Raw genomic sequence first — 24,058 nt, 5'->3', positions numbered from 1 at the left:
GTGGGTCAGAAGGTCCATCCATACGGTTTTCGCCTGGGAGTGATATATGACTGGAAGTCCCGCTGGTTCGCCAACCGGGACTACGCCGACCTGCTCCAGGAGGACCTCTCCATACGCCGCTACGTCAAGCAGCACCTGAGGAGGGCCGCGGTTTCACGCGTGGAGATAGAGCGCACTACCAAGCGCATCAAGGTTGACATCTTCACCGCCCGTCCCGGCATCGTCATCGGTCGCCGCGGAGCGGAGGTGGACCGCATCAAGCGTGACCTCGCCAGGATGACCGGCAAGGAAGTGCAGGTGAATATCCAGGAGGTGAACACGCCGGAGCTGGACGCCTACCTGGTTGCCCAGAACATCGCCGAGCAGCTGGAGGGCAGGGTGTCCTTCCGCCGCGCCATGAAGAGGTCGGTGCAGAACGCCATCCGGGCCGGGGCCAAGGGCATCAAGGTGTCCTGCTCGGGAAGGCTGGGCGGCGCCGAGATGGCGCGCCGGGAGTGGTACCGCGAGGGCCAGGTGCCCCTGCAGACCCTGCGGGCGGACATCGACTACGGCTACTACGTGGCCCGCACCACCATGGGGGTCATCGGCGTCAAGGTGTGGATCTACAAGGGGCTCATCGCCGAGCCCGAGCGCAAGCCCAGGGAAAAGACGGCCATGGAACCCGAGAAGGTCCCGGTGGCGGAGAAGGAGGCCGCCGCGGCGGCCACCGGCTCGCCAGTCGCCGAGGAGGCCGGTGAGGGAGCCGCAGCGGCAGTGGAGGAAGCCGCGGAGAGCGAAGAGAAAGCCGGCGAGGAGAAAGAGGTCGAGGAGGTCTGACAGCTCATGCTGATGCCTCGTAAATTCAAGCACAGGAAGGTCCAGCGCGGCCGCATGAAAGGGCGCTCCAAGGGCGGGACCAAGGTCCATTTCGGGGACTACGGCCTGCAGGCATTGGAGCCTTCCTGGGTGACGGCGCGACAGATCGAGGCGGCCAGGGTGGCCATCACCAGGCACGTGAAGAGGAGCGGAAAGGTGTGGATAAACGTCTTTCCAGACAAGCCGGTATCGAAGAAGCCTGCGGAGACGCGCATGGGAAGCGGAAAAGGCAACCCGGACCACTGGGTAGCCGTGGTCAAGCCGGGGCGCGTGATGTTCGAGCTCTCGGGCGTGCCCGAGCAGACCGCTGCCGAAGCCATGCGCAGGGCGGCTCACAAGATGCCCATGAAGTGCCGTTTCGTCAAGCGCGAGAGCACGGGTGGTGAATGATCTTGAAGGCGAGAGAACTGCGCGAGTATTCCCACGAGGAGCTGACCGCCAGGCTCAAGGAGGCGAAGGAGGAGCTGTTCAACCTGCGCTTTCAGGCGGCCACCGGCCAGCTCGACAATACATCGAAGATTGTCGAGACGAAGAGGGATATCGCGCGCATCTGTACGGTCATAAGGGAGCAGGAGCTCAGCGAGGAGGCGTCCTGAGCGCCCGGTACGGGCGAGCGGCGGCCTCCGTATAGAGGAAGGGAACCGGAACATGGCGGAGAGGACGAGCAGGAGGAAGGTGCGAGTAGGCACGGTGGTATCGGACAAGATGGACAAGACCATCGTCGTAAACGTGGAGACTCGCATGCCCCACCCGCTTTACGGTAAGATCGTCCGCCGCAGCAAGAGGTACACGGCGCACGACGAGGGCAACCAGTGTGGTGTCGGAGACCTGGTGCGTATCATGGAGACGAGGCCCATCTCCCGCACCAAGCGCTGGCGCCTGGTGGAGATCGTGGAGAAGGCGGAATAGCGGTAGAGCACCGCGATTCGGAGGAAGATCATGATACAGGCGGAATCGCGAGTCAGGATAGCCGACAACACCGGCGCCCGGGAACTCCTGGTCATCAGGGTCCTGGGGGGTTCGGGGCGCCGTTACGCCTACGCCGGCGACATCGTGGTCGGTACGGTGAAGGCGGCCACGCCGGGCGGCGCGGTGAAGAAAGGCGAAGTGGTGCGGGCGGTGGTGGTGCGGACCAGGAAGGAACGCCGCCGCCAGGACGGGTCTTATATCAAGTTCGACGAGAACGCGGTAGTGCTCATCAACGAGGTCAAGGACCCGCGAGGTACGCGTATCTTCGGACCGGTGGCCAGGGAGCTGCGTGAGAAGAAGTTCATGAAGATCATATCCCTTGCCCCCGAGGTCCTGTAAGGGTGACGAGGAGAGATGCGATGGCTGGTATGAAGATAAAGAGAGGCGACAAGGTAGAGGTGCTCGCCGGCAAGTACCGCGGAAAGCAGGGCAAGGTGCTCAAGAGCATCCCGGAGAGCGCCCGCGTCGTCGTTGAGGGGATCAACCTGGTGAAGAGGCACACGCGTCCGTCGCAGGAGAACCCCCAGGGCGGGATCGTCACCAAGGAGGCGCCCATCGACGTCTCCAACGTCGCTCTCGTTTGCGATTCATGCAGCCGCAGGATCCGGGTGGGATACCGGGTCGACGCGGATGGGGGCAAGAAGCGTGTCTGCCGCAAGTGCGGGGCGGACCTGGATTAGGCGGATACTTCAGGCCGAGGAAGGAAACATGGTGCCGAGGTTAAAGCAGAAGTATCGCGAGGAGATCATTCCCTCGCTGAAGGAGAGGTTCGGTTATAGCAACGATCTTCAGGTCCCGCGCCTGGAGAAGATAGTGGTTAACATGGGCGTGGGAGAGGGCGCGCACGACCCCAAGGCCATCGACGGAGCCATGAAGGACATGGCCGTGATCACCGGCCAGAAGGCGAAGCTGAACCGGGCCCGCAGGTCGGTAGCCGGGTTCAAGCTGCGCACCGGCATGTCCGTGGGCTGCAAGGTCACCCTGCGCGGCGACCGCATGTACGAGTTCCTGGACCGCCTCACCTCCCTGGCCATCCCCAGGGTAAGGGACTTTCGGGGACTGAACCCCAAGTCCTTCGACGGCAGGGGGAACTTCAACATGGGCCTCGACGAGCAGCTGGTGTTCCCGGAGATAGACTACGACGACATCGACAGGGTGAGAGGGATGGACATCACCATCGTGACCACCGCATTGACGGACGAGGAGGGGCTGGCCCTGCTGGATGCCATGGGCATGCCCTTCCGCGGCAAGTGATAAGGAGAGACTTCATGGCGAAGAAGTCGCTGGTTGCCAAGCAGAAGAGGCCCCCCAAGTTCAGTACGCGTGCGTATAACCGCTGCGCGCGCTGCGGACGGCCGCGGGGGTATTTCCGCAAGTTCAACCTCTGCCGCATCTGCCTGCGTGAACTGGCCCACGAGGGCGAGGTCCCGGGCATGACCAAATCGAGTTGGTAAGGAGGCGTGTAGCGAATGACAATGACCGATCCCATCGCGGACATGCTGACCCGCATACGCAATGCCAACACCGCCCACCACGAGGTGGTGGAGATGCCGTTCTCCAGGATCAAGGAGTCCATCGCGGAGATACTGCAGAGGGAAGGTTACATCGCCGGATTCGAGGTCATCAAGGGCGAGAGTTACGATACCTTGAAGATGACCCTGAAGTACGGGCCCAACCGCGAGCAACTTATAAACGGCATCAAGAGGATCAGCAAGCCCGGCTTGCGCGTTTACAGCAAGAGGACGGACGTGCCCCGCGTGCTCGGCGGGATCGGGATCGCCATCATCTCCACCTCCAAGGGCGTGATAACCGACCGAGAGGCGCGGGAGATGAACGTCGGTGGCGAAGTAATAGCCTACGTGTGGTAATGGATAGAGCTGGAGGTCAGAGTTGTCGAGGATCGGAAAGATGCCCATACCCATCCCGCAGGGGACAGAGGTGAAGATAGAGGGAAACACGGTGACCGCGAAGGGACCCAGGGGAGAGCTGACCCGGGAATTCCATCCGGACATGCTCCTCGCTATCGAGGAGGGGAACCTGGTGGTGAAGCGGCCCTCCGATTCCGGGATGCACAGGTCGCTGCACGGCCTAACGCGTACTCTCATCGCAAATATGGTGGAGGGGGTAACCAACGGTTACGAGAAGAACCTGGAGATACACGGTGTCGGTTACAGGGCCGTGGCCAAAGATAGGGATATGGAGCTCACACTGGGTTTCTCGCACCCGGTCCTGGTAAAGGCGCCGGAGGGAATCGAATTCGAGGTGGTCACGCCCACTAAGATCAGGGTAAAGGGCATCGACAAGCAGAAGGTGGGCCAGATGGCGGCCAAGATCAGGGCGCTGCGCAAGCCAGACCCCTACAAGGGCAAGGGAGTGCGCTACGCCGGCGAGTACATCAAGCGCAAGGCGGGCAAGACCGCGGTGTGATGCCGCGCAAGGAACAGGAGAGAGTGAGCGCGGGATGAAGAAGACGGACCCGAAACAGCTGGGCAGGCAGCGCCGCCACCGGCGCGTGCGCAAGAAGGTCTCCGGTAGCGCGGAAAGGCCGAGACTCTCGGTGTTCCGCAGCAACCGGCACATCTATGCCCAGATCATCGACGACAGGGCGGGCAGGACCCTGGTCAGCGCGTCCAGCATGGAGAAGGGGCTCGACCTGGCGGGCAAGAACAAGAGCGGCGTAGCCGCGGAGGTGGGCCGGGTCCTTGCGGGCAGGGCCCGTGAAAAAGGCGTGGAGAGAGTGGTTTTCGAGCGCGGGGGTAACCTGTATCACGGCAGGGTAAAGGCCCTGGCCGACGGAGCCCGCGAGGGAGGCCTGGTGTTCTGATGCCCGAGTACGAAGAAGAGCGCGGAGGTTGCATATGCCCAAGATAGACCCGACGGTCCTCGAGCTGGAGGAGAGAGTCATACATATAAACCGCGTGGCCAAGGTGGTCAAGGGCGGGCGCCGTTTCAGTTTCACCGCCCTGGTGGTGGTGGGGGACAGCGCGGGTATGGTGGGCTACGGCTACGGCAAGGCGCGAGAGGTGCCCTTGGCCATCCAGAAGGGCGTGGAGAAAGCGAAGCGCAACCTGTTCAAGGTACCGACGCGCGGGACGACCATCCCCTACAAAGTGGTAGGGAAATATGAGTCCTCGCGCGTACTTCTCAAGCCGGCCAGCGAGGGCACGGGAGTGATCGCGGGCGGCCCGGTGCGTGCGGTCATGGAGCTTTCCGGCGTGCAGGACATCCTGACCAAGACCTATGGCTCGCGCAATCCCGTCAACGTGGTCAAGGCGACGGTGGAGGGCCTGAAGTCCATAAACCATACACGGGAAGTGGCCCAGCTGCGCAAGGCCCAACTGCGCAAGGCAGGGGAGGCGGTGGAAGCGTGAGCACCAGGGAGAAGATGCTGCGTATAACGCTGGTCCGCAGCCCCATCGGGCGCCCCGCCGTACAGAGGCGGACGGTGCGCGCGTTGGGACTGAAGCGGATGAACCACTCCGTGGTGCAGAAGAGCACCCCGGAGATAAAGGGCATGATCAGCAGGATAAGCCACCTGGTCAAGGTGGAGCCCTGCGCAGAAGAAGAGGTTTAGGCGAATGACAATCAAGATCAACGACCTCAAACCGGCGGAAGGCTCGGTGCAGGCGCCGAAGCGCGTGGGGAGAGGGCGCTCATCGGGGCACGGCAAGACCAGTGGCCGGGGGATGAAGGGCCAGAAAGCGCGCTCCAAGACACGCATCGGGTTCGAGGGAGGCCAGATGCCCCTGCAGAGACGCGTGCCCAAGCTGCGCGGGTTCAAGCCGCGCAACAAGAAGGAATTCCACCTGGTGAACGTGGAGAGGTTGAATGATTTCGCGGACGGCGAGACCATAACCCCCGAGACCCTGGTGGAGAGGGGACTGCTCAAGAGACTGGACAAAGAGGTCAAGATACTGGGAAGGGGAGAGCTCGAGCGCAGGCTGACGGTGAAGGCCCATGCCTTTACCCGCGGCGCAGTGGCCAAGATCGAGGCCGCCGGGGGAAGCACAGAGGTGGTATAGTTTGCTCCGGACCTTCCGCAATATATTCAAGATCGCAGACCTTCGCAAAAAGATACTGTTTACGCTGCTGATCATCCTCCTCTACCGCCTTGGTTGCGCCATACCGTCACCGGGAATCAACACCACCGCCCTGGACCTGCTCGTGCAGGAGGGCGGCATCCTGGGGTTCCTCAACTTCTTCTCGGGGGGCGCCCTGGCCCAGCTGGCCATCTTCGGGCTTGGTATCATGCCTTATATCACCTCGGCCATCATCATGGAGATGCTGGTGGCGGTGATCCCCAAACTCAAGCAGTGGCAGGAGGAGGGTGAGTCGGGACGCAAGAAGATCACCCAGGTGACCCGCTACCTCACCCTGGGGCTGGCGCTCATGCAGTCCATCGGCCTGGTCTATACTTTTTCCAACCAGACGGTGGGGGCGGAGAACCTGAAGATACTGGAGTTCACCTGGCTCAAGGGGATCATCATCGTGGTCACCCTCACGGCGGGGATGGCGCTGCTGATGTGGTTCGGCGAGCTGATAACCGAGCGTGGAATAGGCAACGGCATGTCCATCCTCATCTTCACCTCCATCATCGCCCGCGTCCCCAGCGAGTTCAAGACGCTCGCCGAGCAGACCGACCTTCGCTACGGCAGCGAGGTCTACGGCATCCTCATATCAGTGGTCATGACCCTGGTCGTGGTGGTGTTCTTCATATACCTGGACCAGGGGCAGAGGCGTATCCCGGTGCAGTACGCCAAGCAGATCCGGGGGAGACGCATGACCATGGGCGGGACCACCTATATCCCCCTGAAGCTGAACACCTCGGGGGTCATCCCCATCATCTTCACCTCGTCGGTCATCTTCTTCCCCACCATGCTGGCGCAGTTCATCCCGGCGCTGGAGGGTTTCGCGGAGAGGATAACCCAGGGGTGGATATACTTCGTCCTCTATACCTGCATGATCATCTTCTTCGCCTACTTCTATACATATATCGTCTTCGACCCCTTCACCCAGGCGGAACACCTCAAGAAGTACGGAGCTTTCGTGCCCGGCATCCGTCCGGGCACCCCCACGGCGGTATATTTCAGCAAGGTCATCAACCGTATCACCCTGCCGGGGTCCATCGCCCTGGCGGCCATCGCGCTGCTGCCGGCGGTGATGTTCTACTTCTTCGGAACCAGGCAGATCCCCTTCGGGGGCGCCGCCATCATGATCATCGTGGGCGTCGCCCTGGAGACCATGAAACAGATCGAGGCCCAACTGCAGATGCGGCACTACGAGGGCTTCCTCGGGTAGCGGCGACGGAGGAGGCGATATCCGTGAACCTGATACTGCTGGGACCGCCGGGCGCCGGAAAGGGCACCCAGGCCGATAGGATAGCCTCCCTCTACGGCCTGCCCCATATCTCCACCGGGGACATCTTCCGTGAGAACCTCAGGAAGGGCACGGAGCTGGGGCTGGAGGCCAAGGGGTACATGGACCGGGGAGAGCTGGTACCGGACGGGCTGGTGATCAGCATCGTCAAGGACCGGCTGTGCGCCCCTGACTGCGGCAAGGGGTTCATCCTGGACGGGTTCCCCCGTACCGTCGAACAGGCGGACGCGCTGGGAAAGATGCTCGCTGACAGCGGTCTGAGCATCGACCACGTGCTCAACATCCAGGTACCCGACGAGGTAGTGGTGGCTAGGCTGACCGCTCGCAGGACCTGCAGTTCCTGCGGCAGCGTCTGTCACCTCCTTTACGACCCGCCGCACCAGGAGGGCGTCTGCGACGACTGCGGGGGGGAGCTGTACTGCCGCGACGACGACGGCGAGGAGACGGTCCGCGCGCGCCTGGAGGAATACAAGGAGAAGACCCAGCCCCTCATCGACTATTATGGCCGGGAGGGCCTGCTGCGTGACATAGACGGGAGCGCGGAGGCAGACGAGGTCTTCGAGGCCATACGCGGTGTGGTGGAAGGATGATCATCAGGAAGTCGCAGGAAGAGATCGGGAAGATGAGAGAAGCAGGCCGCATCGTCGCCGGGGTCCTGGACATGCTAGAGGAGCACATCCAGCCCGGCGTGAGGACGGAGACCCTGAACGAGCTCGCCGAGGAGTTCATCAGGGAAAGGGACGGTGTGCCCTCCTTTCTGGGATACCGCGGGTTCCCGGCCTCCATTTGCACCTCCATTAACGACGTGGTCGTGCACGGCATACCGGGAAGGACCCGCCTCAGGGAAGGCGACATCGTCGGGGTAGACGTGGGGGTCATCCTGGACGGTTACCAGGGCGACGCCGCCCGCACCTATGCCGTGGGCAAGGTCAGCGACGTGGCCAGCCATCTCATGGCGACGACCCGGGATTCACTGCAGGCGGGGATCGACGCGTGCCGCCCGGGCAGAAGGCTCGGTGACGTATCCAACGCCATCCAGCGGACCGTGGAGAAGGAGGGTTTCTCGGTGGTGGTCCAGTTCGTCGGCCACGGCATCGGCAGGGAGATGCACGAGGAGCCGCAGATACCCAATTTCGGTCCGGCGGGAAGGGGCCCGTTGCTGGAGGAAGGGATGACCTTCGCCCTGGAACCCATGGTGAACGAGGGCACCTACGAGGTGGAGGTGGACTCAGGCGACGGCTGGACGGTGCGCACCGCCGACGGCATGCTCTCGGCCCATTACGAGCACACCGTCGCGGTGACCGCCGACGGCCCGTACGTGCTTACCCTGCCGTGAGCAGGTCATATGGACGTAGCTAACGGAGTTTGTTAGAATACAAGGCTGGTGCGAAAAAATTATCGCTCGCCGCTGGTGATATCGCGGCAGCGCCGGGAGAGTGAGGATTGGCCAAGAAAGAAGGCGCCGTAGAGGTCGAGGGAACAGTCCTGGAGCCGCTGCCCAACGCCATGTTCCGGGTGGAACTGGAAAACGGCCACAAGCTGCTGGCGCATATTTCTGGCAAGATGAGGATGCATTATATACGCATCCTTCCCGGTGACCGGGTCGTGGTGGAGATATCCCCCTACGACCTCAACCGCGGTCGTATCGTTTACAGGTACAAGTAGGCAAGGATCTGGAAGGAACGGAGATGAAGGTCAGGGCGTCGGTCAAGAAGATGTGCGACAAATGCAAGATTATCCGCCGCCACGGCAGGGTGCTGGTGATCTGCCAGAACCCGCGTCACAAGCAGAGGCAGGGTTGATCCCGAGGGAGGTATGAGGTCTTGGCACGTATAGCGGGTGTTGATCTTCCCAGAGACAAGCGGGTGGAGATTTCTCTCACCTACATCTACGGGATCGGAAGGACCACCTCCAAGCTCATCCTGGCGAACTGCCAGATAGACCCGAACACCAAGGTGCGCAGCCTCACCGACGAGGAAGTGGTGCGCCTGCGCTCCTATATAGACCAGAACCTCAAGGTGGAGGGAGACCTCAGGCGCGAGGTAGCGCAGAACATCAAGAGGAAGATGGAGATCGGGTGTTACCAGGGACTGCGCCACCGCGTGGGCCTTCCCGTGCGGGGGCAGCGCACCCACACCAACGCGCGCACCCGCAAGGGGCCGCGCAAGACGGTGGGCGTGAAGAGGAAGAAGTAAGAGGAAGGCCCGGCCGCTTGCAGGCTGACCGCGACAGGAGGTTGAGATTTGGCCAAGCCCACGCGTGGTAGAGGAAGAGGGAAGAAGAAGGAGAAGAAGACGGTGCTGCATGGTGAGGCGCACATCAAGTCGACCTTCAACAACACCATCATCACCATCACCGATAAAGGTGGGGATACCCTCACCTGGAGCAGTTCCGGCACGGTAGGTTTCAAGGGATCGCGCAAGAGTACCCCCTACGCGGCGCAGCAGGCCGCGGAGAACGCGGCCAAGAAGGCTGCCCAGGAATTCGGCATGAAGAAGGTGGACGTGTTCGTGAAAGGCCCGGGCTCGGGCCGGGAGACGGCCATCCGGACCCTGCAGGCCAACGGGCTGGAAGTCGCCAGCATCACCGACGAGACGCCGCAGCCGCACAACGGCTGCCGTCCCAAAAAGAGAAGAAGGGTATAAAGGGGATCCCATGGCCAGAAACACGGATCCGTCCTGCAAGCAGTGCCGCCGCGAGGGAGACAAGCTCTTCCTCAAGGGCGCGCGTTGCGAGAGCGATAAATGCGCCATGGAGAGGCGCCCCTACGCGCCGGGCGAACACGGCCGCGGACGCGTCAAGGAGACGGAATACCTGCTGCAGCTGCGCGAGAAGCAAAAGGCCAAGCGCATCTACGGCGTGCTCGAGAAGCAGTTCCGCCGTTACTACGGCAAAGCTTCCAGGCAGCAGGGCATCACCGGCGAGAACCTGCTCTTCCTGCTGGAGAGCAGGCTCGACAACATCGTGTACCGGGGCGGGCTCGCGTCTTCGCGTAAGGACGCACGGCAGATGGTGCTGCACGGCCACGTCACCGTGAACGGGCGCAAGGTCAATATCCCCTCCTACCAGACCAAGGAAGGGGACGTGGTGGAGCTGAAAGAGAAGAGCAGGGACCTGGTGAGGGTCCTGCAGGCGGTCAAGTTCGCGGAAGGGCGACCCGTCGCGCCCTGGCTGAAGGTGGACCTGGACAAGAGACGGGTCGAGGTGACCTCCCAGCCCAAGCGGGAAGATATAGAATTGCCGGTAAAGGAACACCTCATTGTGGAGCTCTATTCCAAGTAGGCGGTGTATCCAGCAGGGCTCTTGTTCTCGAGCCGTTACAAGGAGGGATTAGGCATTGGTTCTTGAGATGCAGAAACCCCACATCGTGGTGGACAAGCTGGAGGATTCCTACGGCAGGTTCATCATCGAACCCCTGGAGAGGGGCCTCGGCCATACCCTGGGCAACTCCATGCGCCGCATCCTGCTCTCCTCTATACCCGGGGGAGCGATCACCTCGATACGCATCGAGGGAGTCATGCACGAGTTCTCCACCATCGAGGGCGTCAAGGAAGACACCATGGACATCATCCTCAACCTCAAGGGGGTCATCCTGAGGATCGAGGGTGAAGGCCAGTTCGCCCTCACTCTGGACGTCACCGGCCCCAAGGACGTCAAGGCCAAGGACATCGAGGTGCCGGCGGGCGTGGAGATAGTAAATACGGATCTGAAGATATGCACCCTGAACAAGAAGGCCCGCCTGAAGATGGAGCTGACCGCACAGAAGGGCAGGGGTTACGTGTCCGCCGAGCACATCAGCAGCTACCGTGACGTCGCCGGCAGCATCCCCATGGACGCCATGTTCTCACCCGTGGTGCGGGTGTCGTACCAGGTGGAGGACACCCGCGTCGGGCAGCGCACCGACTACGACAAGCTGGTGCTCGACATCAACACCAACGGCAGCATAGACGCCAAGGAGGCCCTGCTCAAGGCGGCACAGATCCTGGCCGGGCACGTGAACATCTTCACCTCCCTCGCCGAGGGGGAGGAGGATATGGCCGAGACCCTGTTCGGGACGGACGCCAAGCCACCGGGCAGCAAGGACTGGCAGCTCTCCATCGAGGACCTCGAGCTCCCGGTGAGGGTGCTCAACTGCCTGCACCGCGGGGGCATCAACACCGTGGGGCAGCTGGTGGAGAAGACCGAGGACGACCTGCTGGCGCTGCGCAGTTTCGGGGCGCGCTCCATAGAGGACGTCAAGGAGAAACTGGAGAAGCGCGGGCTCAAGCTCCGTTCCAAGGAGGACTGAAGGCCCGCATTGATCTGGATACGAGGGGTAGCTAAATGCCGCAACCGAGGAAAGGCAAGAGACTGGGAGGGAGTGCCTCCCACCAGAAGGCGATGATGTCCAATCTCGCCAAGTCGCTCATCGAGCACGAGAGGCTGGAGACGACCCAGACGCGGGCCAAGGAGGTGCAGCCCCTGGTGGAGAAGCTGGTGGGGCTGGCAAAGCGCGGCGACCTGCACGCTCGCCGCCGGGCCCTGTCGATAATCCACGACCGTGACGTGGTGCACAAACTCTTCGACGAGATAGGGCCGCGTTACAGCGACCGCGACGGCGGCTATTCCCGCATAGTCAAGACCGGACCGCGCAAGGGCGACGCCGCTCCCATGGCGGTCATCGAGTTCGTCTGAGCTTTATATCCGGCCCGGGGCCTCCAGGTAACGGTCCCGCTCGCAGAGCCTCACGGAGACCGACCTGGTAGTTCCCCGGGCCAGTCATTGCTCAGACGGATGTTTTTTCGATACAGGCGACACCCGGGCGCCCCCTTGCTTTCGCTGCCTGATCGAATGCACCGTCGTTTTCCGGCCCGGGGCCTCCAGGTAACGGTCCCGCTCGCAGAGCCTCACGGAGACCGACCTGGTAGTTCCCCGGGCCAGTCATTGCTCAGACGGATGTTTTTTCGATACAGGCGACACCCGGGCGGAATGAATCCAGTCAGCGTCTATATACGCACTCTTGCTGCTCGCGAAAACCGCTTCGTACCGATAAAGTGCCGACCCCAGGATACCGGGCTGGTGGCAGCTCATATGGGGTAGAATCGGTCTATGGCCAATTACAAGCTGATACTGGAATACGACGGGACCGACTACAGCGGGTGGCAGAGGCAGCCGGGGCTTTCCACGGTGCAGGGAGTCCTGGAGGAGGCCCTGGCCCGGGTCGCGGTGCTCGACTCCCCGCTCTATGCGGCTGGACGCACCGACGCCGGGGTGCACGCCAGGGGGCAGGTGGTGAGCTTCCACGGCGCGATCAAGCCGGCGCCGGCGGCCATGGCCGCCGCCCTCAACTCCTTTCTCCCCGGCGATATCGTGGTGCTGGGCTGCGAGGAGGTGGAGGAAGGTTTCAACGCCCGCCGCAGCGCATTGGCAAGGGAGTACGGGTATTATATCCATCGCGGCGAGCACCCGTCGCCCTTCAAACGCAGGTATACATCGCACTACCCGCAGAAGCTCGACCAGGATGCCATGGAGGAAGCCCTGAAGGCCATCATGGGTGTGCACGACTTCGCGGCCTTCTGCCGCCGCGAGGAGAGCAGATCGAACGTTCGGGAGGTCTACGAGACGGAACTGCGGCAGAGCGGAGATACGCTGAGTATCAGGGTCAAGGCCAACGCCTTCGTGTGGATGATGATGCGCATACTCTGCGGCAGCCTGCTCGAGGTCGGGAGAGGGAAATGGTCCGTGGACCACTTCAAGGAGGTCCTGGAGGCGCGGGACAATGCCGCCAGCGGGCCGGCGCTGCCCCCCCGGGGACTGTTCCTGGAAAAGGTCTATTATCGGGCTATATAGGCTCCTGCGGCGGCGATAAGGTCCGGCGAACGCTGCGGCCAGCCGGTTTAGAGGCTCTCGCTGGGGCAATAATATTGTTCAGGCAGCTCTTTTCGAAGAAAGGAGAGACAATGGCGCGCAAACTGCTTTTCGCGGTGGATTTCTCACCCTACACGGAGAAACTCGTGGGCTGCGCCGGCGAGCTGGCGCAATACGGACTCAACGAGGTGGACCTGCTCTACGTGCTCGAGTCCAAGAAGCAAGCCGATTTCGGCGATCACAAGAACCCCGCCTTCGAGGCGGAGATGAGGGAGGCGGAGGAACACCTGGAGAAGCTCGCAGTCGAGCTCGAGGCCGATGGGATGAAGGTCAACCGGGTCCTTAAACATGGAAACCCGGCAGCGGAGATCGTGGATACGGCAAGGGAAGAGGGTTCCGACCTCATATTCCTAGGCGCGAAGGGCAAGGGGTTCATGAGCCGGGCTTTCCTGGGCAGCGTTAGCGAACAGGTGGTGAAGCTCGCCGACCGCTCGGTGATGGTCCAGTTCTGCCGGATGGTTAAAGACAGTAAGACCTATACCTGCGAGAACGTCTGCTCCTCCCTCTTCGGGAATATCCTGGTAGCGACCGATTTCTCGAATTATGCAGCAAGCGTCAGGCCAATTGTCATCGACCTGGCCAGGACCTTGTGCACTCCCATGACCCTGTTGCACGTCGTGGAGGGGAAGAGCGATGGTGGATACCAGCTCCTGGACAAATACAAGAAGGAACAGGCAAAAGAGAAGATGCAGATACTAGAGGAGTTGAGCTACGAGCTGGGCGATTTCTGCAAGAACGTCAGGATGGACATCGTAAACGGCGATCCTCCCTCGGCCATCCTTGCCTACGCCAACGAGATCGACGCATCCCTGATCATACTGGGTGCCTTCGGCGCGCGAGGGATAACCAAGGACCTCCTGGGCAGTGTAACGGAGAAGGTCATGCGCAAGAGCGAACGCCCGGTGATGATACTCAAGGCCGAAGGATGAGGCCTATTCGCTCGGCGAGGCGGGTTGGATGTCGGGGGAATCGAAGTCACTGAAGTCCGTAGAGGCCAAGGTGCGGTAGCGCTGCAGGCTCTCCCTGGGATCCGACCCGACAACCTCGATCTGGAGCGCCACGGGCGGCGCGGACGCATCGCATACCCACAAGGTGCAGCTGAGCTCGAAGCTCAGGGACGAGAAATAGGACCAGGCGGCCCCGGTGAGGGCTTCACGTGCCCTCCCGCTTTCTAGGCGCAGGAGGTAACGCCGGCAGCCGACACCGGAGCGCTCCTCTTCCCGCTGTAGAGAGACGGAGCCGTAAGAGGAAGCTAGCTCCACCGCCACAGCGGGATCATGGAGAGGGCTGGGGGCGCTGCCGGGGGGTATGGCGCTCCACGCGTCCGCCTCGCGCAGGTAATATCCCCCATCCCCAGAGGACAGCTCGAGGCGCTCCTCTCCCTCCGGGGAGGTGCGCGTGATGGACACCGAGAAGTCGCCGTCCCGGTAAAGGCCCTCCCCCGTCTCGTCCCCGAAAACGCTCTGCCCCGACACTCCGATCCAGGTCTCCAGGTGCGTAAGGTAGCGGAAGGAACGGGCGTCCTTGAGGCCCCGCAAGGAGGAGTCGACCTCCTGCCTCCAGGCGGCTTCCTCCTCGCTCTCCCCGGCGCCGCAGCCTGAAACCGCAGCGAGCAGCGCCACGAGCAGGACGGGGATGATGAAATGGCGCAGCACAGCCATCAGGAACGTATCACCGCCAGGACCTCGTCGCGCTTCGCTTCCATGAGCTCCGCGGACCTGGCCTCGAGGTTGAGGCGGATGAGCGGCTCGGTGTTGGAGGGGCGCACGTTGAACCACCAGTCGTCGAACTCCACCGTTATGCCGTCCAGACGGTCCACCCTGCCCGCGGCGTAGAGGCGGGCGATCTCCTCCAGCTTGGCCGGTATGTCCTCGACGCGGCTGTTTATCTCCCCCGAGGCGAAGTACTTCTTAAAGGGCGCGAGGATGGCCGAGAGGGGTTTTTCCTCCAGGCTGACTATCTCGAGGATGAACATGGCGGCGATGAGGCCGGAGTCGGCACGGTAGTTGTCGCGGAAGTAATAATGGCCTGAATGCTCTCCTCCGAAGACGGCGCCGGTCTCGGCCATGGTCTGCTTGATAAAGGAGTGGCCCACTCTCTCACGGACGGGAGTGCCGCCGTAGGCGCGTATGGTCTCGGGCACCACCCAGCTGTTGATGCAGTTATAGATGATGTTCTCGCCCGCGTGGGTCTCGAGGATGCGCTTGGCCACCATGGCCGTGGTGAGGGAACCGCTCACCGCTTCCCCCAGGTCGTCCACGAGAAATACGCGGTCGGCGTCGCCGTCGAAGGCCATTCCCAGGTCGCCTCCGGCCTCCAGTACCCACCCCGATAGCAACTTGATGTTCTCTGGATTTATGGGGTCCGGCTGATGGTGGGGGAAGGAGCCGTCCAGTTCGAAGCAGTGCGGCACCAGGGTGCACGGCAGGCGTTCGAAGAGGGCCGGGAGGATGAGGCCCCCCATGCCGTTGCCCGCGTCGGCCACCACCTTCAGGGGCCGCAAGGCGGAGACGTCGATGAACCCGAGGACGTGGTCCACATAGCGCGGCAGCATGTCTATCTCCTCCACCGTCCCCCTGTTGGGCGGTTCGGGAAAGTCGCCGCCCAGCACCAGGTCCCTGATGTCCAGGATACCGGTGTCGGAACTTATGGGGCCAGCCTTACGGTGGCACAGCTTTAGGCCGTTGTACTCCTTGGGGTTATGGGAAGCGGTGAACATGGCGCCCGGCCGGTCGAGCGCGCCCGAGGCATAGTAGAGCATGTCCGTCGAGCACAGCCCGATGTCCGCCACTTCCGCCCCCTGGTCGGTGGCCCCGGCGATGAAGGCGCGGGAGAGCGCGGGGGAGGAAAGGCGCATGTCCCTTCCGGTGACTATCCCTTTCTCGCCGAGGAAGACGACGAAGGCCCTCCCGATGCGGTAGGCGACATCCTCGTCGAGCTGATCGGGGTAGATGCCCCGGACGTCGTAGGCCTTGAAGATGGCGGCGTCCATGTCCTGCATATTCCTCCTTTTCTCTCGCATGATAGAATTCTATCACAGCCGCGAGGAAGGGCAGATAGAGGTGAAGGGCGAAGAATCGTCGCGGGAAAGCCCGTTTCCAAGGCCTCTCCGCGCGGCTGGGTGCCGCGGCGATGCCGGTGAGATGAACAGCAAGGGGGTTCTCATGGCCGAGCCGATCAACCTGGACGACGTGATGGTCCTGGAGGATAAAGATCCCGGCGGGATGCTCGCGGCCGTCGAGTCCTTCTCCAGGCACTGCACGGAGGCGCTGCACCTGGGGAGGGACCAGATGGACATCCCCGACGCGGAGGGCATCAACCGTATCGCCTATGTGGGCATGGGCGGGTCCGCCATCGGTGGGGATATCCTGCGCTCGCTCCTGGAGGACGCGCTGGGGCTGCCCGTGACCGTGCACCGCTCCTACCGCCTGCCATGCATGCTCGGGCCCGATACCCTGGCCATCTTCGCCAGCTATTCCGGCAACACCGAGGAGACCCTGTCCGCCCTGGACGACGCCGTCTACCTGGGGTGCAGGGTGATGGCCATCACCACCGGAGGGACGCTGCTCGAACAAGCCCGCGGGTACCGCTTTCCCGCCGTGGTGGTCCCGGGCGGCCTGCAGCCCCGCGCGGCCCTGGCCTATCTCTCCCTCCCCGCCGCGGCGGTCCTCGAGAAGATGAAACTGCTGCAGGGCTTTACGAAGGTAGCCTACGAGACGGCCGACTTCCTGCAGGGGAAGCGGGAGGTCTGGGGCCGCCTGGCGCCGGTGAGCAAGAACTTCGCCAAACAGCTCGCCCAGAGGCTGCAGGGAAAGATACCGGTCGTTTACGGTACCGAGGGGGTGCTGTCGGTGGCGGCCTACCGCTGGAAGTGCCAGTTCAACGAGAACTCCAAGGTCCCTGCCTTCAACCACACCCTGCCAGAGATGAACCACAACGAGATCGTAGGATGGCACGAGCTGGACGACATCTCCAGGCGGGTCGAGGTCATCTTCCTGCTGGAGGACGACGACGACTCGCGCGTCGCCAAAAGGGTCGAGGTGACCGCGGAGATCATCGAGGACAAGGTGGGCGGGGTGACGGTGATCCGTGTGGGCGGCCGCACCCGCACCGACAAGCTCTTCTCCGCCATCCACCTGGGGGATTTCGTATCGGCATACCTCGCCCTGTTGGGCGGCGTGGACCCCACTCCCGTGGAGAGCATCTCCCTGCTCAAGGAGCGCATGGCACAGGAGGGATAGGCGGGCACTTCCAGGGACGGCGGCGGGAAGGAGGGTCGGACTTGCGGGTGGAAGAGGCCCGGAAGTATCTGAGTTCATGCCTGCGCGAAGCCGGCCTGCCGGCGCCCCGTGTGGGGGTCGTGCTCGGCAGCGGTCTCGGGGATGCGGCCCCGCCTCTCGATGGACCCTTGGAGGTGGAGTGGAGCGACGTCCCCGGCTGGCCGCGATGCGGCGTGCCTGGGCACGCGGGCGTCCTGCGGTTCGGCACCTTTGAGGACGTGGCCCTGATGATACAGGCAGGGCGCGTCCACTACTACGAGGGCCGTGAGATGAACGAGGTGACCTTGCCGGTGAGGGTCATGGCCTCCCTGGGCGTGGAGAGGGTGTTCATGGCCAATGCCGCCGGGGCCCTCAACCCCGTCTACGGCTGCGGGTACCTGATGCTGGTGCGTGATCACATCAATCTCATGGGGGTGAACCCCCTGCGCGGCGTGGCGGACGAGGACGGCGTCCCCGCCTTCCTCGATGTATCTTCCCTCTACGACGAAACCGCTGGAGACAGGCTCATGGACGCGAGCAAGGCATCCGGATGGCCCATGGAGGGCGGCACGCTGGTAGCCGTCTGCGGCCCGAGCTTCGAGACCGGTGCCGAGCTGCGCTACATGCGCCTGGTTGGAGGTGACGCGGTCTCCATGAGCCTGGTGCCCGAGGCCCTCATGGCACGCTACCTGGGTCTTTCCGTGACCGCGGTGAGCGTGATCACCAACGTCCGGGACCTGCGCAGGCCCTATCCCACCTCCCACGACGAGGTGCTGAAAACGGCGGAAGAGGCAGCGCCGCGGCTGCGCGAGGTCATCGCTGCCTGGCTGGGATTCTGACCGCATCACCCTGGCCCGCCCGGGCAAGCTATCCGCGGAGCTCAGGGGCCGAGCCCCTGAGCGGCTCGACCCAGAGGAGGCGAGCAGCCTGCGCGTGCTGGAGGAAGAGTTCGTCGCGAAGCTCCTCGCGGTCGGCAAGGTCATGGAGGTACCTCCGGGGCGGGGATTCAGAGCGACGGCATGAACTCGGTGCCATGACGGCCCGGAAGCCGTGAGCTTCCGGGCACTTTTCGATCAGCTGCCGGCCGTATCGCCCGGGACTTCAGCTTTAAGCCAAACCTAACGATTCCTTAACAGACGTTTAACACGTGGGGGGTTCAATGTTAGCAATGCTAATCGTTGTAACCGCCAGGGCGGGCGGTCCGTCAGATGAACGATACCTGGCGTAGAAAACGGGAGTTGATGCGAGGATGAAGAGAAGGAAAACGTGCAGATATTGCGGGACGCTGGCGGCCGTGCTCTGCCTGGGTCTCATCGCGGTACTGGCCGTATCCTGCGGCGGAGGCGATGCGCCACCAGCCGGAGCGGAGGCCGCCAAATATCCCCCCGGCACCAGCGAGGAGATGCTCGCCGAGACCACCGGCGATGCGGGCCTGGTCCTGGAGGGCGGCGAGGAGACCGCGGCCACGGAGGAGGAAGAGATGGAGGATGACACAGGCGGACCTCCCGCGGCAACGCTGGAGCTGGCTGGTGCGCGTTTCACGGTGGTGGAGGCCTCACGCCAGGGCTCCAACGCGGACGCGATCACCTCGGGACAGAGGGAGGTGGAGGGGGACTACCTCGAGATAGAGCTGCTGGTGGAAAACATCGGGGACGACCTCGTAGACCTCTCCGAGTTCTCTTTCCGTATCTGGAGCGAGGGCATAGCGGCTGACGACTACGCGGATTACTACCGCACCAGCGGCGCCTTCGGCGCATACGTGTCGGAGAACATGATCTCGGCGGTGCTGCTCGACTACGCCACCCTTCAGCCCGCCGCGTACACCCTGAAGATGGGGGAGACCGTGGACGGGGTCTTCCTCTTCTACGACCTCAATCCCAAGAACACTGCACGCAACCAGGGTATATCCAAAGAGGGCACCAACCTGGTCATCTACAAGGAGCGGGGAGATGATGCGGGAGAGCAGGTCGAGGCCAACCTGGCCGGATACCCCGATTAGGGGGATTCGGGTATGCGCGCGGTGAAGAGAGGTTTTCGCAGCTTCAGGCGCCATCCAGCCGCCAACCTGGTGGTGGTGCTGCTGCTCTTCGTCTGCCTCGCCTTTTCCCTCTCCATGCTGGCTGTGGAGCTGGCCGCCGACAGCCAGACCGAGGCGGTGAAACAGAGGGTGGGAAACTACGCGGAGGTGCGCTCCAGCTCCGGTTTCATGATGTCCACCTTCGAGACGGAGCGTGAGAAGAGCGAGGCGGAGAGGGCGAAGGAGGCCCGGGGGATGTCGGAGGAGGAGGAACTGGCGGAGAGGGCCAAAACGCTGGTGCCGGAGGAACTGGTCGACGCCTTCTCGCGCGACCCTTACCTCATCACCTACGACAAGGTGCTCACCGCGGGAGTTACCATGCCCGGCCTCGAGAACGTCGAGCTCGCAACCATGCTCGGCATCAGCAAGGAGATCGAGGAGAGCGCAGCCGCCTCCGGTATCACCGGGAACACCTTCGTCTTCGAGGGCAACACCAACGGTGCCTCCGCCTCGGAGTTCCTGAACGGGAGCAAGAGACTCATCGCCGGGACCTACTATACCTACGCGGACGAGCAGGCTGGAAACCGGGTGGTGCTGGTCGAGAAGAACCTGGCCGAGGAGAACGGGCTGGAGGTAGGCGACACCGTAACCGCCACCGTGAGCGGCGAGAGGGGCTCCGACGCTGAGATGGAGCTGGAGGTGGTCGGCATCTACGAGACCATCGAGGCGGAACGCCAGAGCCAGGGCGGTTCCTTTGCCACCTTCAACCCGGCGGGCAACAAGTTCTTCGCCCCCCTCTCGGTGGTGCAGGCGCTCAACAAGACACCGGGATACGTCGAGCTCGGTTCGTTCTATTTCGACAACGTCGACCACACCGACGAGCTGCAACAGGCCTTCGCGGACCTGAGCGGCGGCAGCGGGCAGTACGAGTTCGTCACCGACTATGCCGATTACGAGATCATATCCGGCCCCCTGCAGAAGGTGGGCAAGACCTCGGCCATCGGCCTGGCGGGAGCGCTGGGGGCCTGCGCCCTCATCATCCTGCTGGCCATGGCCATAATCGTCGGCGGCCGCACGCGGGAGCTGGGGGTGCTCAAGGCCATCGGCGCCACGGACCGCCAGGTCATCGCCCAGTTCGCCGTGGAGGTAGTATGCATATGCCTGGTCGCCACCGTCCTGGCCACGGGGGCCACCGCCCTCGTCAGCCAGAAGATAGGCGACTGGCTGCTCTCCGGTAACGAGACGGCAATGGTGCAGGAGGAGGAAGCCTCCGGGCCGGCGGCGATGATGTCGCGCCTCACCGAACGCAACCTCTACAAGGAAGGCGGTCTCTTCTCCACGCCTGTAGGGCAGGAGGAGAAGGCGGAGCTCGACGTGGTGTACCAGGGTGAGATGCTGCTCTACGGGATCCTCATCCTGCTGGGCATCAGCCTGCTGGGCATGGCCATACCAGTGGTGTGGATCACCCGCCTCAGGCCGGCCCGGGTCCTGAGCATGGAATGAAGGGGAGCTTATGCAGAGCGGCAAGAACGGCTGGCGGGCGGAGAGATGGGAAGGCAATGGCTGCGTCCTGGAGGTCAAGGGGCTCTCCAAGACCTTCCGGGCCAAGGCCGGGAGCGTTACGGCCGTGGACGGGGCGGACCTCGCGGCCTGCCGGGGGGAGGTGGTGGTCATCGTGGGGCCGTCCGGCTCGGGCAAGACCACCCTGCTCTACCTCATCGGCTCCCTGGAAAGCCCCGACGGAGGCGAGGTCAGGGTCTTCGGCGTGGATATCTGCGCCCCTGGCGCCGACCTCATCGCCTACCGCCGGGAGCGCGTGGGTTTCGTCTTTCAGTTCTTCAACCTGGTGACGGCCCTCACCGCCCTGGAGAACGTCACCCTCCCCATGGACCTGTCTGCGGTGTCCGCCGAGGAGCAGCGCCGCCGGGCGGTGGACCTCCTGGAGAGGATGGGTATCGACAGGCGGCTGCAGCGCACCCGTGCCAACCGGATGAGCGGCGGGGAGAAACAGCGCGTGGCCATCGCCCGCGCCCTGGCCAACGACCCCGACATCATCCTGGCCGACGAGCCCACCGGCAACCTTGACTCGGCCAGCGGCAGGACGGTTGTGGACATCCTGGTCAGGCTGGCCCGTGAGGACGGGAAATGCGTGCTCATCGTGACCCATGACGAGTCCATCCTGGAGGTGGCGGACAAGGCCTTCCACATGAGCGACGGCGTGCTCAGCGCAAGGTAGCATCCGGGCCGTATTTCCTTGACAGCACCCCTTCTGACCTCTATCATTATTGTTTGTCGTGCGAAGAAACAGACGGAAAAAGGCTCCCGGAAAGATGAAGACCTACAGCGTGAAACAGGCGGATATAACCAGGTCATGGTGGCTGGTCGATGCGGATGGCATAGCCCTGGGAAGGCTGGCGGCGGAACTGGCCAAGATCCTCAAGGGGAAGAACAAACCCATATACACCACCCACCTGGACGTTGGCGACAACGTCATCGTGGTCAATGCGGAAAAAGTGCTGCTAACGGGGAACAAGCTCCAGAAGAAGATATACTATCGTCATTCGGGTTATCCTGGAGGCCTCAAGGAGACGCCTTACGAGGTGCTCATGCGGGAAAAGCCCGAGCTGGTGGTGGAGAAGGCGGTAAGGGGCATGCTGCCCAAGAACCGCCTGGGCCGCGCGATGATCAAGAAACTGCACGTCTACGCCGGTCCCGATCATCCCCACCAGGCCCAGAAGCCGGAGAAGATGTCCCTGGCTTCCAGCGCGGACTGAAAGAGAGGGTGGAGGTTTTGCCACAGCAACTGGGTTACGGAACGGGCAGGCGCAAGGAAGCCGTGGCGCGGGTATGGCTTTTCCCCGGAGAAGGCGAGTTCGAGATCAACGGCAAGAGCATCGAGGCCTATTTCCCACGCCCCACCCTGCGTTATCAGGTCATGCAGCCCCTGGAGGTCTCCGGCAGCTCCGGCCGCTACCGCGTGTTCGCCACCATCAAGGGCGGCGGGATATCGGGGCAGGCGGGAGCCCTCAGCCACGGCATAGCCCGTGCCCTGGTGGACTGCGACGAGACCCTGCGTACGGACCTCAAGAAGGCCGGCCTCCTCAGGCGCGACCCGCGCATGAAGGAGCGCAAGAAATACGGGTTGAAGAAAGCCCGCAAGCGCCCACAGTTCTCGAAGCGCTGATCCCATGCCCTTACGGGCGTTTCATGCCGCCGCCCATGCACCGACCACGTCGTGTGAACGTCCGGGCTCACCTCTTATTGAAGGTCCGAAAAAAACGGTGCTATAGTCCTGGTATGGATGGAAGGGGAGCGAGTCATGCATAGACCACAGGAGAGGACCCGGCTCTTCGGGACCGATGGCATTAGGGGAGCGGCCAACCTCGAACTGACCCCCGAACTCGCCCTGAGGGTAGGCTATGCGGCGGTAAAGGTGCTGGCAACCGGCAATACCCGGCCCTTCCTGCTGGTGGGAAGGGATACCCGCATCTCCGGCAGCATGCTGGAGGCGGCGCTGGTGGCCGGGATCTGCTCAAGCGGGGGGAGGGTCGAGAGCCTGGGGGTCATCCCCACGCCGGCGGTGGCTTTCCTGACCGCGCACAGGGGGGCTGACGCGGGGGTGGTCATCTCCGCCTCGCATAACCCGGCGCGGGACAACGGCATCAAGTTCTTCCACCGCACCGGATACAAGTTGCCCGACGAGGTCGAGCAGGAGATGGAGGCCCTTATCGCCGCGGCGGAGACGGCGGAACGTCCCGACGGAGATGCCGTGGGCTGCGTGAGCCAGGCGCTGGATGCCGAGGACCTGTATCTGGAAAGGCTGCTCTCCGTAGCCAGCCCGGACCTCGCCGGACGCAAGGTGGTGGTCGACTGCGCCCACGGGGCGGTATACCGCCTCGCCCCCGTATTGCTGGAGCGCCTGGGAGCGGAGACGGTGGTCATGAACGCCGCACCGGACGGGTTGAACATAAACCGCGATTGCGGTTCCACCCACACCGAAGCCCTGCAGCGGACGGTGGTGGAAAGCGGAGCGTACCTGGGCCTGGCCTTCGACGGCGATGCCGACCGCCTGTTGGCGGTGGACGAGAAGGGTCGGCTGGCGGACGGGGATCTCATCATGGCCATCTGTGCCCTGCACATGAAGGACGAAGGCCTGCTCGCGCGCGATGCCATGGTCACCACGGTCATGACCAACCTGGGCTTTCACCGCGCCATGCAACGGGAAGGCATAGAGGTGATGGTCACACAGGTCGGGGACCGTTACGTCCTCGAGATGATGCTGCAGGAAGGCCTTAACCTGGGCGGGGAACAGTCAGGCCATATCATCTTCGGAGACCACGCGACCACCGGAGACGGCCTGCTCACCGCCCTCCAGTTACTGGAGGCGCTCATCCGCTCCGGCGAGCCGCTCTCCTCCCTCAGCGGCATCATGCAACGGGTCCCTCAACTGCTCATCAACGTCGGGGTCAGGGACAGGGAGGCAGCGCTCGAGTCACCGGCCGTCGTCCGGGCGGTGAGGGAGTGGGAGGAGAGGCTGGCGGAAGAGGGCCGCGTGCTCCTGCGCCCGTCCGGCACCGAGCCGGTGGTGAGGGTGATGGTGGAAGCCACCGACCCCGAGCTGGCCAGGGAGGCTGCCGAGACGCTGGCGTCCCTCATCGAGAAGGAGACAGGCTGA

Annotated in this window: 35 protein-coding genes and 1 pseudogene; 34 read left to right on the top strand and 2 right to left on the bottom strand. The window is 63.2% G+C overall.

Going from position 1 to position 24,058, the window contains the following annotated elements; genetic code table 11:
• The 26 genes and pseudogenes from rpsC to AB1384_03575 all read left to right on the top strand — a co-directional run bounded on the left by rpsC (position 1) and on the right by AB1384_03575 (position 14,036).
• Positions 1-816, top strand: a complete 816-nt coding sequence (gene rpsC / locus AB1384_03700) for a 30S ribosomal protein S3 (GenBank protein ID MEW6553377.1) — start codon at positions 1-3, stop codon at positions 814-816.
• 6 nt (positions 817-822) lie between these two features.
• Positions 823-1,245 carry a 50S ribosomal protein L16 gene (rplP, locus tag AB1384_03695; protein MEW6553376.1) on the top strand — a complete coding sequence of 141 codons (423 nt, stop codon included), beginning with the start codon at positions 823-825 and terminating at the stop codon, positions 1,243-1,245.
• Positions 1,242-1,451 carry a 50S ribosomal protein L29 gene (gene rpmC, locus AB1384_03690; GenBank protein ID MEW6553375.1) on the top strand — a complete coding sequence of 70 codons (210 nt, stop codon included), beginning with the start codon at positions 1,242-1,244 and terminating at the stop codon, positions 1,449-1,451. The genes rplP and rpmC overlap by 4 nt, the downstream gene beginning before the upstream one ends.
• A 52-nt stretch (positions 1,452-1,503) precedes the next feature.
• Positions 1,504-1,764 carry a 30S ribosomal protein S17 gene (gene rpsQ / locus AB1384_03685; protein MEW6553374.1) on the top strand — a complete coding sequence of 87 codons (261 nt, stop codon included), beginning with the start codon at positions 1,504-1,506 and terminating at the stop codon, positions 1,762-1,764.
• Between the two features lie 30 nt (positions 1,765-1,794).
• Complete coding sequence (rplN, locus tag AB1384_03680; GenBank protein ID MEW6553373.1) at positions 1,795-2,163, top strand: 50S ribosomal protein L14; 369 nt, start codon at positions 1,795-1,797, stop codon at positions 2,161-2,163.
• 20 nt (positions 2,164-2,183) lie between these two features.
• Complete coding sequence (gene rplX, locus AB1384_03675) at positions 2,184-2,504, top strand: 50S ribosomal protein L24 (protein MEW6553372.1); 321 nt, start codon at positions 2,184-2,186, stop codon at positions 2,502-2,504.
• Positions 2,505-2,532: 28 nt separating this feature from the next.
• The gene (gene rplE, locus AB1384_03670; protein ID MEW6553371.1) at positions 2,533-3,078 is read left to right on the top strand and encodes a 50S ribosomal protein L5; all 546 of its coding nucleotides are present in this window, start codon (positions 2,533-2,535) and stop codon (positions 3,076-3,078) included.
• A 14-nt stretch (positions 3,079-3,092) separates the two neighbouring features.
• A complete protein-coding gene (locus tag AB1384_03665) occupies positions 3,093-3,278 on the top strand; it encodes a type Z 30S ribosomal protein S14 (protein MEW6553370.1) in 186 nt (61 codons plus the stop codon).
• Positions 3,279-3,293: 15 nt separating this feature from the next.
• The gene (gene rpsH / locus AB1384_03660) at positions 3,294-3,692 is read left to right on the top strand and encodes a 30S ribosomal protein S8 (protein ID MEW6553369.1); all 399 of its coding nucleotides are present in this window, start codon (positions 3,294-3,296) and stop codon (positions 3,690-3,692) included.
• 22 nt (positions 3,693-3,714) lie between these two features.
• On the top strand, positions 3,715-4,251 hold the full coding sequence (gene rplF / locus AB1384_03655; protein ID MEW6553368.1) for a 50S ribosomal protein L6: 537 nt from the start codon (positions 3,715-3,717) through the stop codon (positions 4,249-4,251).
• A gap of 34 nt (positions 4,252-4,285) precedes the next feature.
• Positions 4,286-4,648 (top strand): 50S ribosomal protein L18, encoded by a 363-nt coding sequence (gene rplR, locus AB1384_03650; GenBank protein MEW6553367.1) that lies wholly within the window; start codon positions 4,286-4,288, stop codon positions 4,646-4,648.
• 34 nt (positions 4,649-4,682) lie between these two features.
• Positions 4,683-5,195: a 30S ribosomal protein S5 gene (gene rpsE, locus AB1384_03645; GenBank protein ID MEW6553366.1), complete on the top strand. Its 513-nt coding sequence runs from the start codon at positions 4,683-4,685 to the stop codon at positions 5,193-5,195.
• A 14-nt stretch (positions 5,196-5,209) separates the two neighbouring features.
• A complete protein-coding gene (gene rpmD, locus AB1384_03640; protein ID MEW6553365.1) occupies positions 5,210-5,398 on the top strand; it encodes a 50S ribosomal protein L30 in 189 nt (62 codons plus the stop codon).
• A gap of 10 nt (positions 5,399-5,408) precedes the next feature.
• On the top strand, positions 5,409-5,846 hold the full coding sequence (gene rplO, locus AB1384_03635; GenBank protein ID MEW6553364.1) for a 50S ribosomal protein L15: 438 nt from the start codon (positions 5,409-5,411) through the stop codon (positions 5,844-5,846).
• A 1-nt stretch (position 5,847) separates the two neighbouring features.
• Positions 5,848-7,122: a preprotein translocase subunit SecY gene (gene secY, locus AB1384_03630; GenBank protein ID MEW6553363.1), complete on the top strand. Its 1,275-nt coding sequence runs from the start codon at positions 5,848-5,850 to the stop codon at positions 7,120-7,122.
• Positions 7,123-7,145: 23 nt separating this feature from the next.
• On the top strand, positions 7,146-7,790 hold the full coding sequence (locus tag AB1384_03625; protein ID MEW6553362.1) for an adenylate kinase: 645 nt from the start codon (positions 7,146-7,148) through the stop codon (positions 7,788-7,790).
• On the top strand, positions 7,787-8,536 hold the full coding sequence (map, locus tag AB1384_03620; protein ID MEW6553361.1) for a type I methionyl aminopeptidase: 750 nt from the start codon (positions 7,787-7,789) through the stop codon (positions 8,534-8,536). Before AB1384_03625 ends, map begins: the two co-directional genes overlap by 4 nt.
• 107 nt (positions 8,537-8,643) lie before the next feature.
• Positions 8,644-8,865, top strand: a complete 222-nt coding sequence (infA, locus tag AB1384_03615; protein ID MEW6553360.1) for a translation initiation factor IF-1 — start codon at positions 8,644-8,646, stop codon at positions 8,863-8,865.
• A gap of 23 nt (positions 8,866-8,888) precedes the next feature.
• Positions 8,889-9,002, top strand: coding sequence for a 50S ribosomal protein L36 (gene rpmJ, locus AB1384_03610; protein MEW6553359.1), 114 nt, complete (start codon positions 8,889-8,891; stop codon positions 9,000-9,002).
• A 21-nt stretch (positions 9,003-9,023) separates the two neighbouring features.
• Positions 9,024-9,395, top strand: a complete 372-nt coding sequence (rpsM, locus tag AB1384_03605; GenBank protein ID MEW6553358.1) for a 30S ribosomal protein S13 — start codon at positions 9,024-9,026, stop codon at positions 9,393-9,395.
• A gap of 48 nt (positions 9,396-9,443) precedes the next feature.
• On the top strand, positions 9,444-9,845 hold the full coding sequence (rpsK, locus tag AB1384_03600) for a 30S ribosomal protein S11 (protein MEW6553357.1): 402 nt from the start codon (positions 9,444-9,446) through the stop codon (positions 9,843-9,845).
• A gap of 10 nt (positions 9,846-9,855) precedes the next feature.
• The gene (gene rpsD, locus AB1384_03595; GenBank protein ID MEW6553356.1) at positions 9,856-10,482 is read left to right on the top strand and encodes a 30S ribosomal protein S4; all 627 of its coding nucleotides are present in this window, start codon (positions 9,856-9,858) and stop codon (positions 10,480-10,482) included.
• Between the two features lie 55 nt (positions 10,483-10,537).
• Positions 10,538-11,488, top strand: coding sequence for a DNA-directed RNA polymerase subunit alpha (locus tag AB1384_03590; protein ID MEW6553355.1), 951 nt, complete (start codon positions 10,538-10,540; stop codon positions 11,486-11,488).
• Between the two features lie 35 nt (positions 11,489-11,523).
• Positions 11,524-11,865 (top strand): annotated as a pseudogene (rplQ, locus tag AB1384_03585) (50S ribosomal protein L17).
• Between the two features lie 423 nt (positions 11,866-12,288).
• Complete coding sequence (truA, locus tag AB1384_03580; GenBank protein ID MEW6553354.1) at positions 12,289-13,029, top strand: tRNA pseudouridine(38-40) synthase TruA; 741 nt, start codon at positions 12,289-12,291, stop codon at positions 13,027-13,029.
• Between the two features lie 110 nt (positions 13,030-13,139).
• A complete protein-coding gene (locus AB1384_03575) occupies positions 13,140-14,036 on the top strand; it encodes a universal stress protein (GenBank protein MEW6553353.1) in 897 nt (298 codons plus the stop codon).
• A 3-nt stretch (positions 14,037-14,039) separates the two neighbouring features.
• Here the strand turns inward: AB1384_03575 and AB1384_03570 are convergent, their stop codons facing one another.
• On the bottom strand, positions 14,040-14,768 hold the full coding sequence (locus tag AB1384_03570; GenBank protein MEW6553352.1) for a hypothetical protein: 729 nt from the start codon (positions 14,766-14,768) through the stop codon (positions 14,040-14,042).
• On the bottom strand, positions 14,768-16,108 hold the full coding sequence (gene manB, locus AB1384_03565) for a phosphomannomutase/phosphoglucomutase (protein MEW6553351.1): 1,341 nt from the start codon (positions 16,106-16,108) through the stop codon (positions 14,768-14,770). Before manB ends, AB1384_03570 begins: the two co-directional genes overlap by 1 nt.
• 163 nt (positions 16,109-16,271) lie before the next feature.
• On the opposite strand from manB, the gene AB1384_03560 reads away from it, so the two are divergent.
• The 8 genes from AB1384_03560 to glmM all read left to right on the top strand — a co-directional run bounded on the left by AB1384_03560 (position 16,272) and on the right by glmM (position 24,058).
• Complete coding sequence (locus AB1384_03560; GenBank protein ID MEW6553350.1) at positions 16,272-17,348, top strand: bifunctional phosphoglucose/phosphomannose isomerase; 1,077 nt, start codon at positions 16,272-16,274, stop codon at positions 17,346-17,348.
• Between the two features lie 47 nt (positions 17,349-17,395).
• Positions 17,396-18,205: a purine-nucleoside phosphorylase gene (locus AB1384_03555; protein MEW6553349.1), complete on the top strand. Its 810-nt coding sequence runs from the start codon at positions 17,396-17,398 to the stop codon at positions 18,203-18,205.
• Positions 18,206-18,615: 410 nt separating this feature from the next.
• Positions 18,616-19,365, top strand: coding sequence for a hypothetical protein (locus AB1384_03550; GenBank protein MEW6553348.1), 750 nt, complete (start codon positions 18,616-18,618; stop codon positions 19,363-19,365).
• Positions 19,366-19,377: 12 nt separating this feature from the next.
• Positions 19,378-20,886, top strand: a complete 1,509-nt coding sequence (locus AB1384_03545) for an ABC transporter permease (GenBank protein ID MEW6553347.1) — start codon at positions 19,378-19,380, stop codon at positions 20,884-20,886.
• A 10-nt stretch (positions 20,887-20,896) separates the two neighbouring features.
• Complete coding sequence (locus AB1384_03540; protein ID MEW6553346.1) at positions 20,897-21,619, top strand: ABC transporter ATP-binding protein; 723 nt, start codon at positions 20,897-20,899, stop codon at positions 21,617-21,619.
• A gap of 94 nt (positions 21,620-21,713) precedes the next feature.
• Positions 21,714-22,157 carry a 50S ribosomal protein L13 gene (rplM, locus tag AB1384_03535; protein ID MEW6553345.1) on the top strand — a complete coding sequence of 148 codons (444 nt, stop codon included), beginning with the start codon at positions 21,714-21,716 and terminating at the stop codon, positions 22,155-22,157.
• 17 nt (positions 22,158-22,174) lie between these two features.
• Positions 22,175-22,567 carry a 30S ribosomal protein S9 gene (gene rpsI / locus AB1384_03530; GenBank protein MEW6553344.1) on the top strand — a complete coding sequence of 131 codons (393 nt, stop codon included), beginning with the start codon at positions 22,175-22,177 and terminating at the stop codon, positions 22,565-22,567.
• A 135-nt stretch (positions 22,568-22,702) separates the two neighbouring features.
• Complete coding sequence (glmM, locus tag AB1384_03525; protein MEW6553343.1) at positions 22,703-24,058, top strand: phosphoglucosamine mutase; 1,356 nt, start codon at positions 22,703-22,705, stop codon at positions 24,056-24,058.

The organism is Actinomycetota bacterium, from assembly GCA_040757835.1.
Lineage (GTDB): Bacteria > Actinomycetota > Geothermincolia > Geothermincolales > RBG-13-55-18 > SURF-21.
This window is presented reverse-complemented; position numbering and strand designations above follow the sequence as displayed.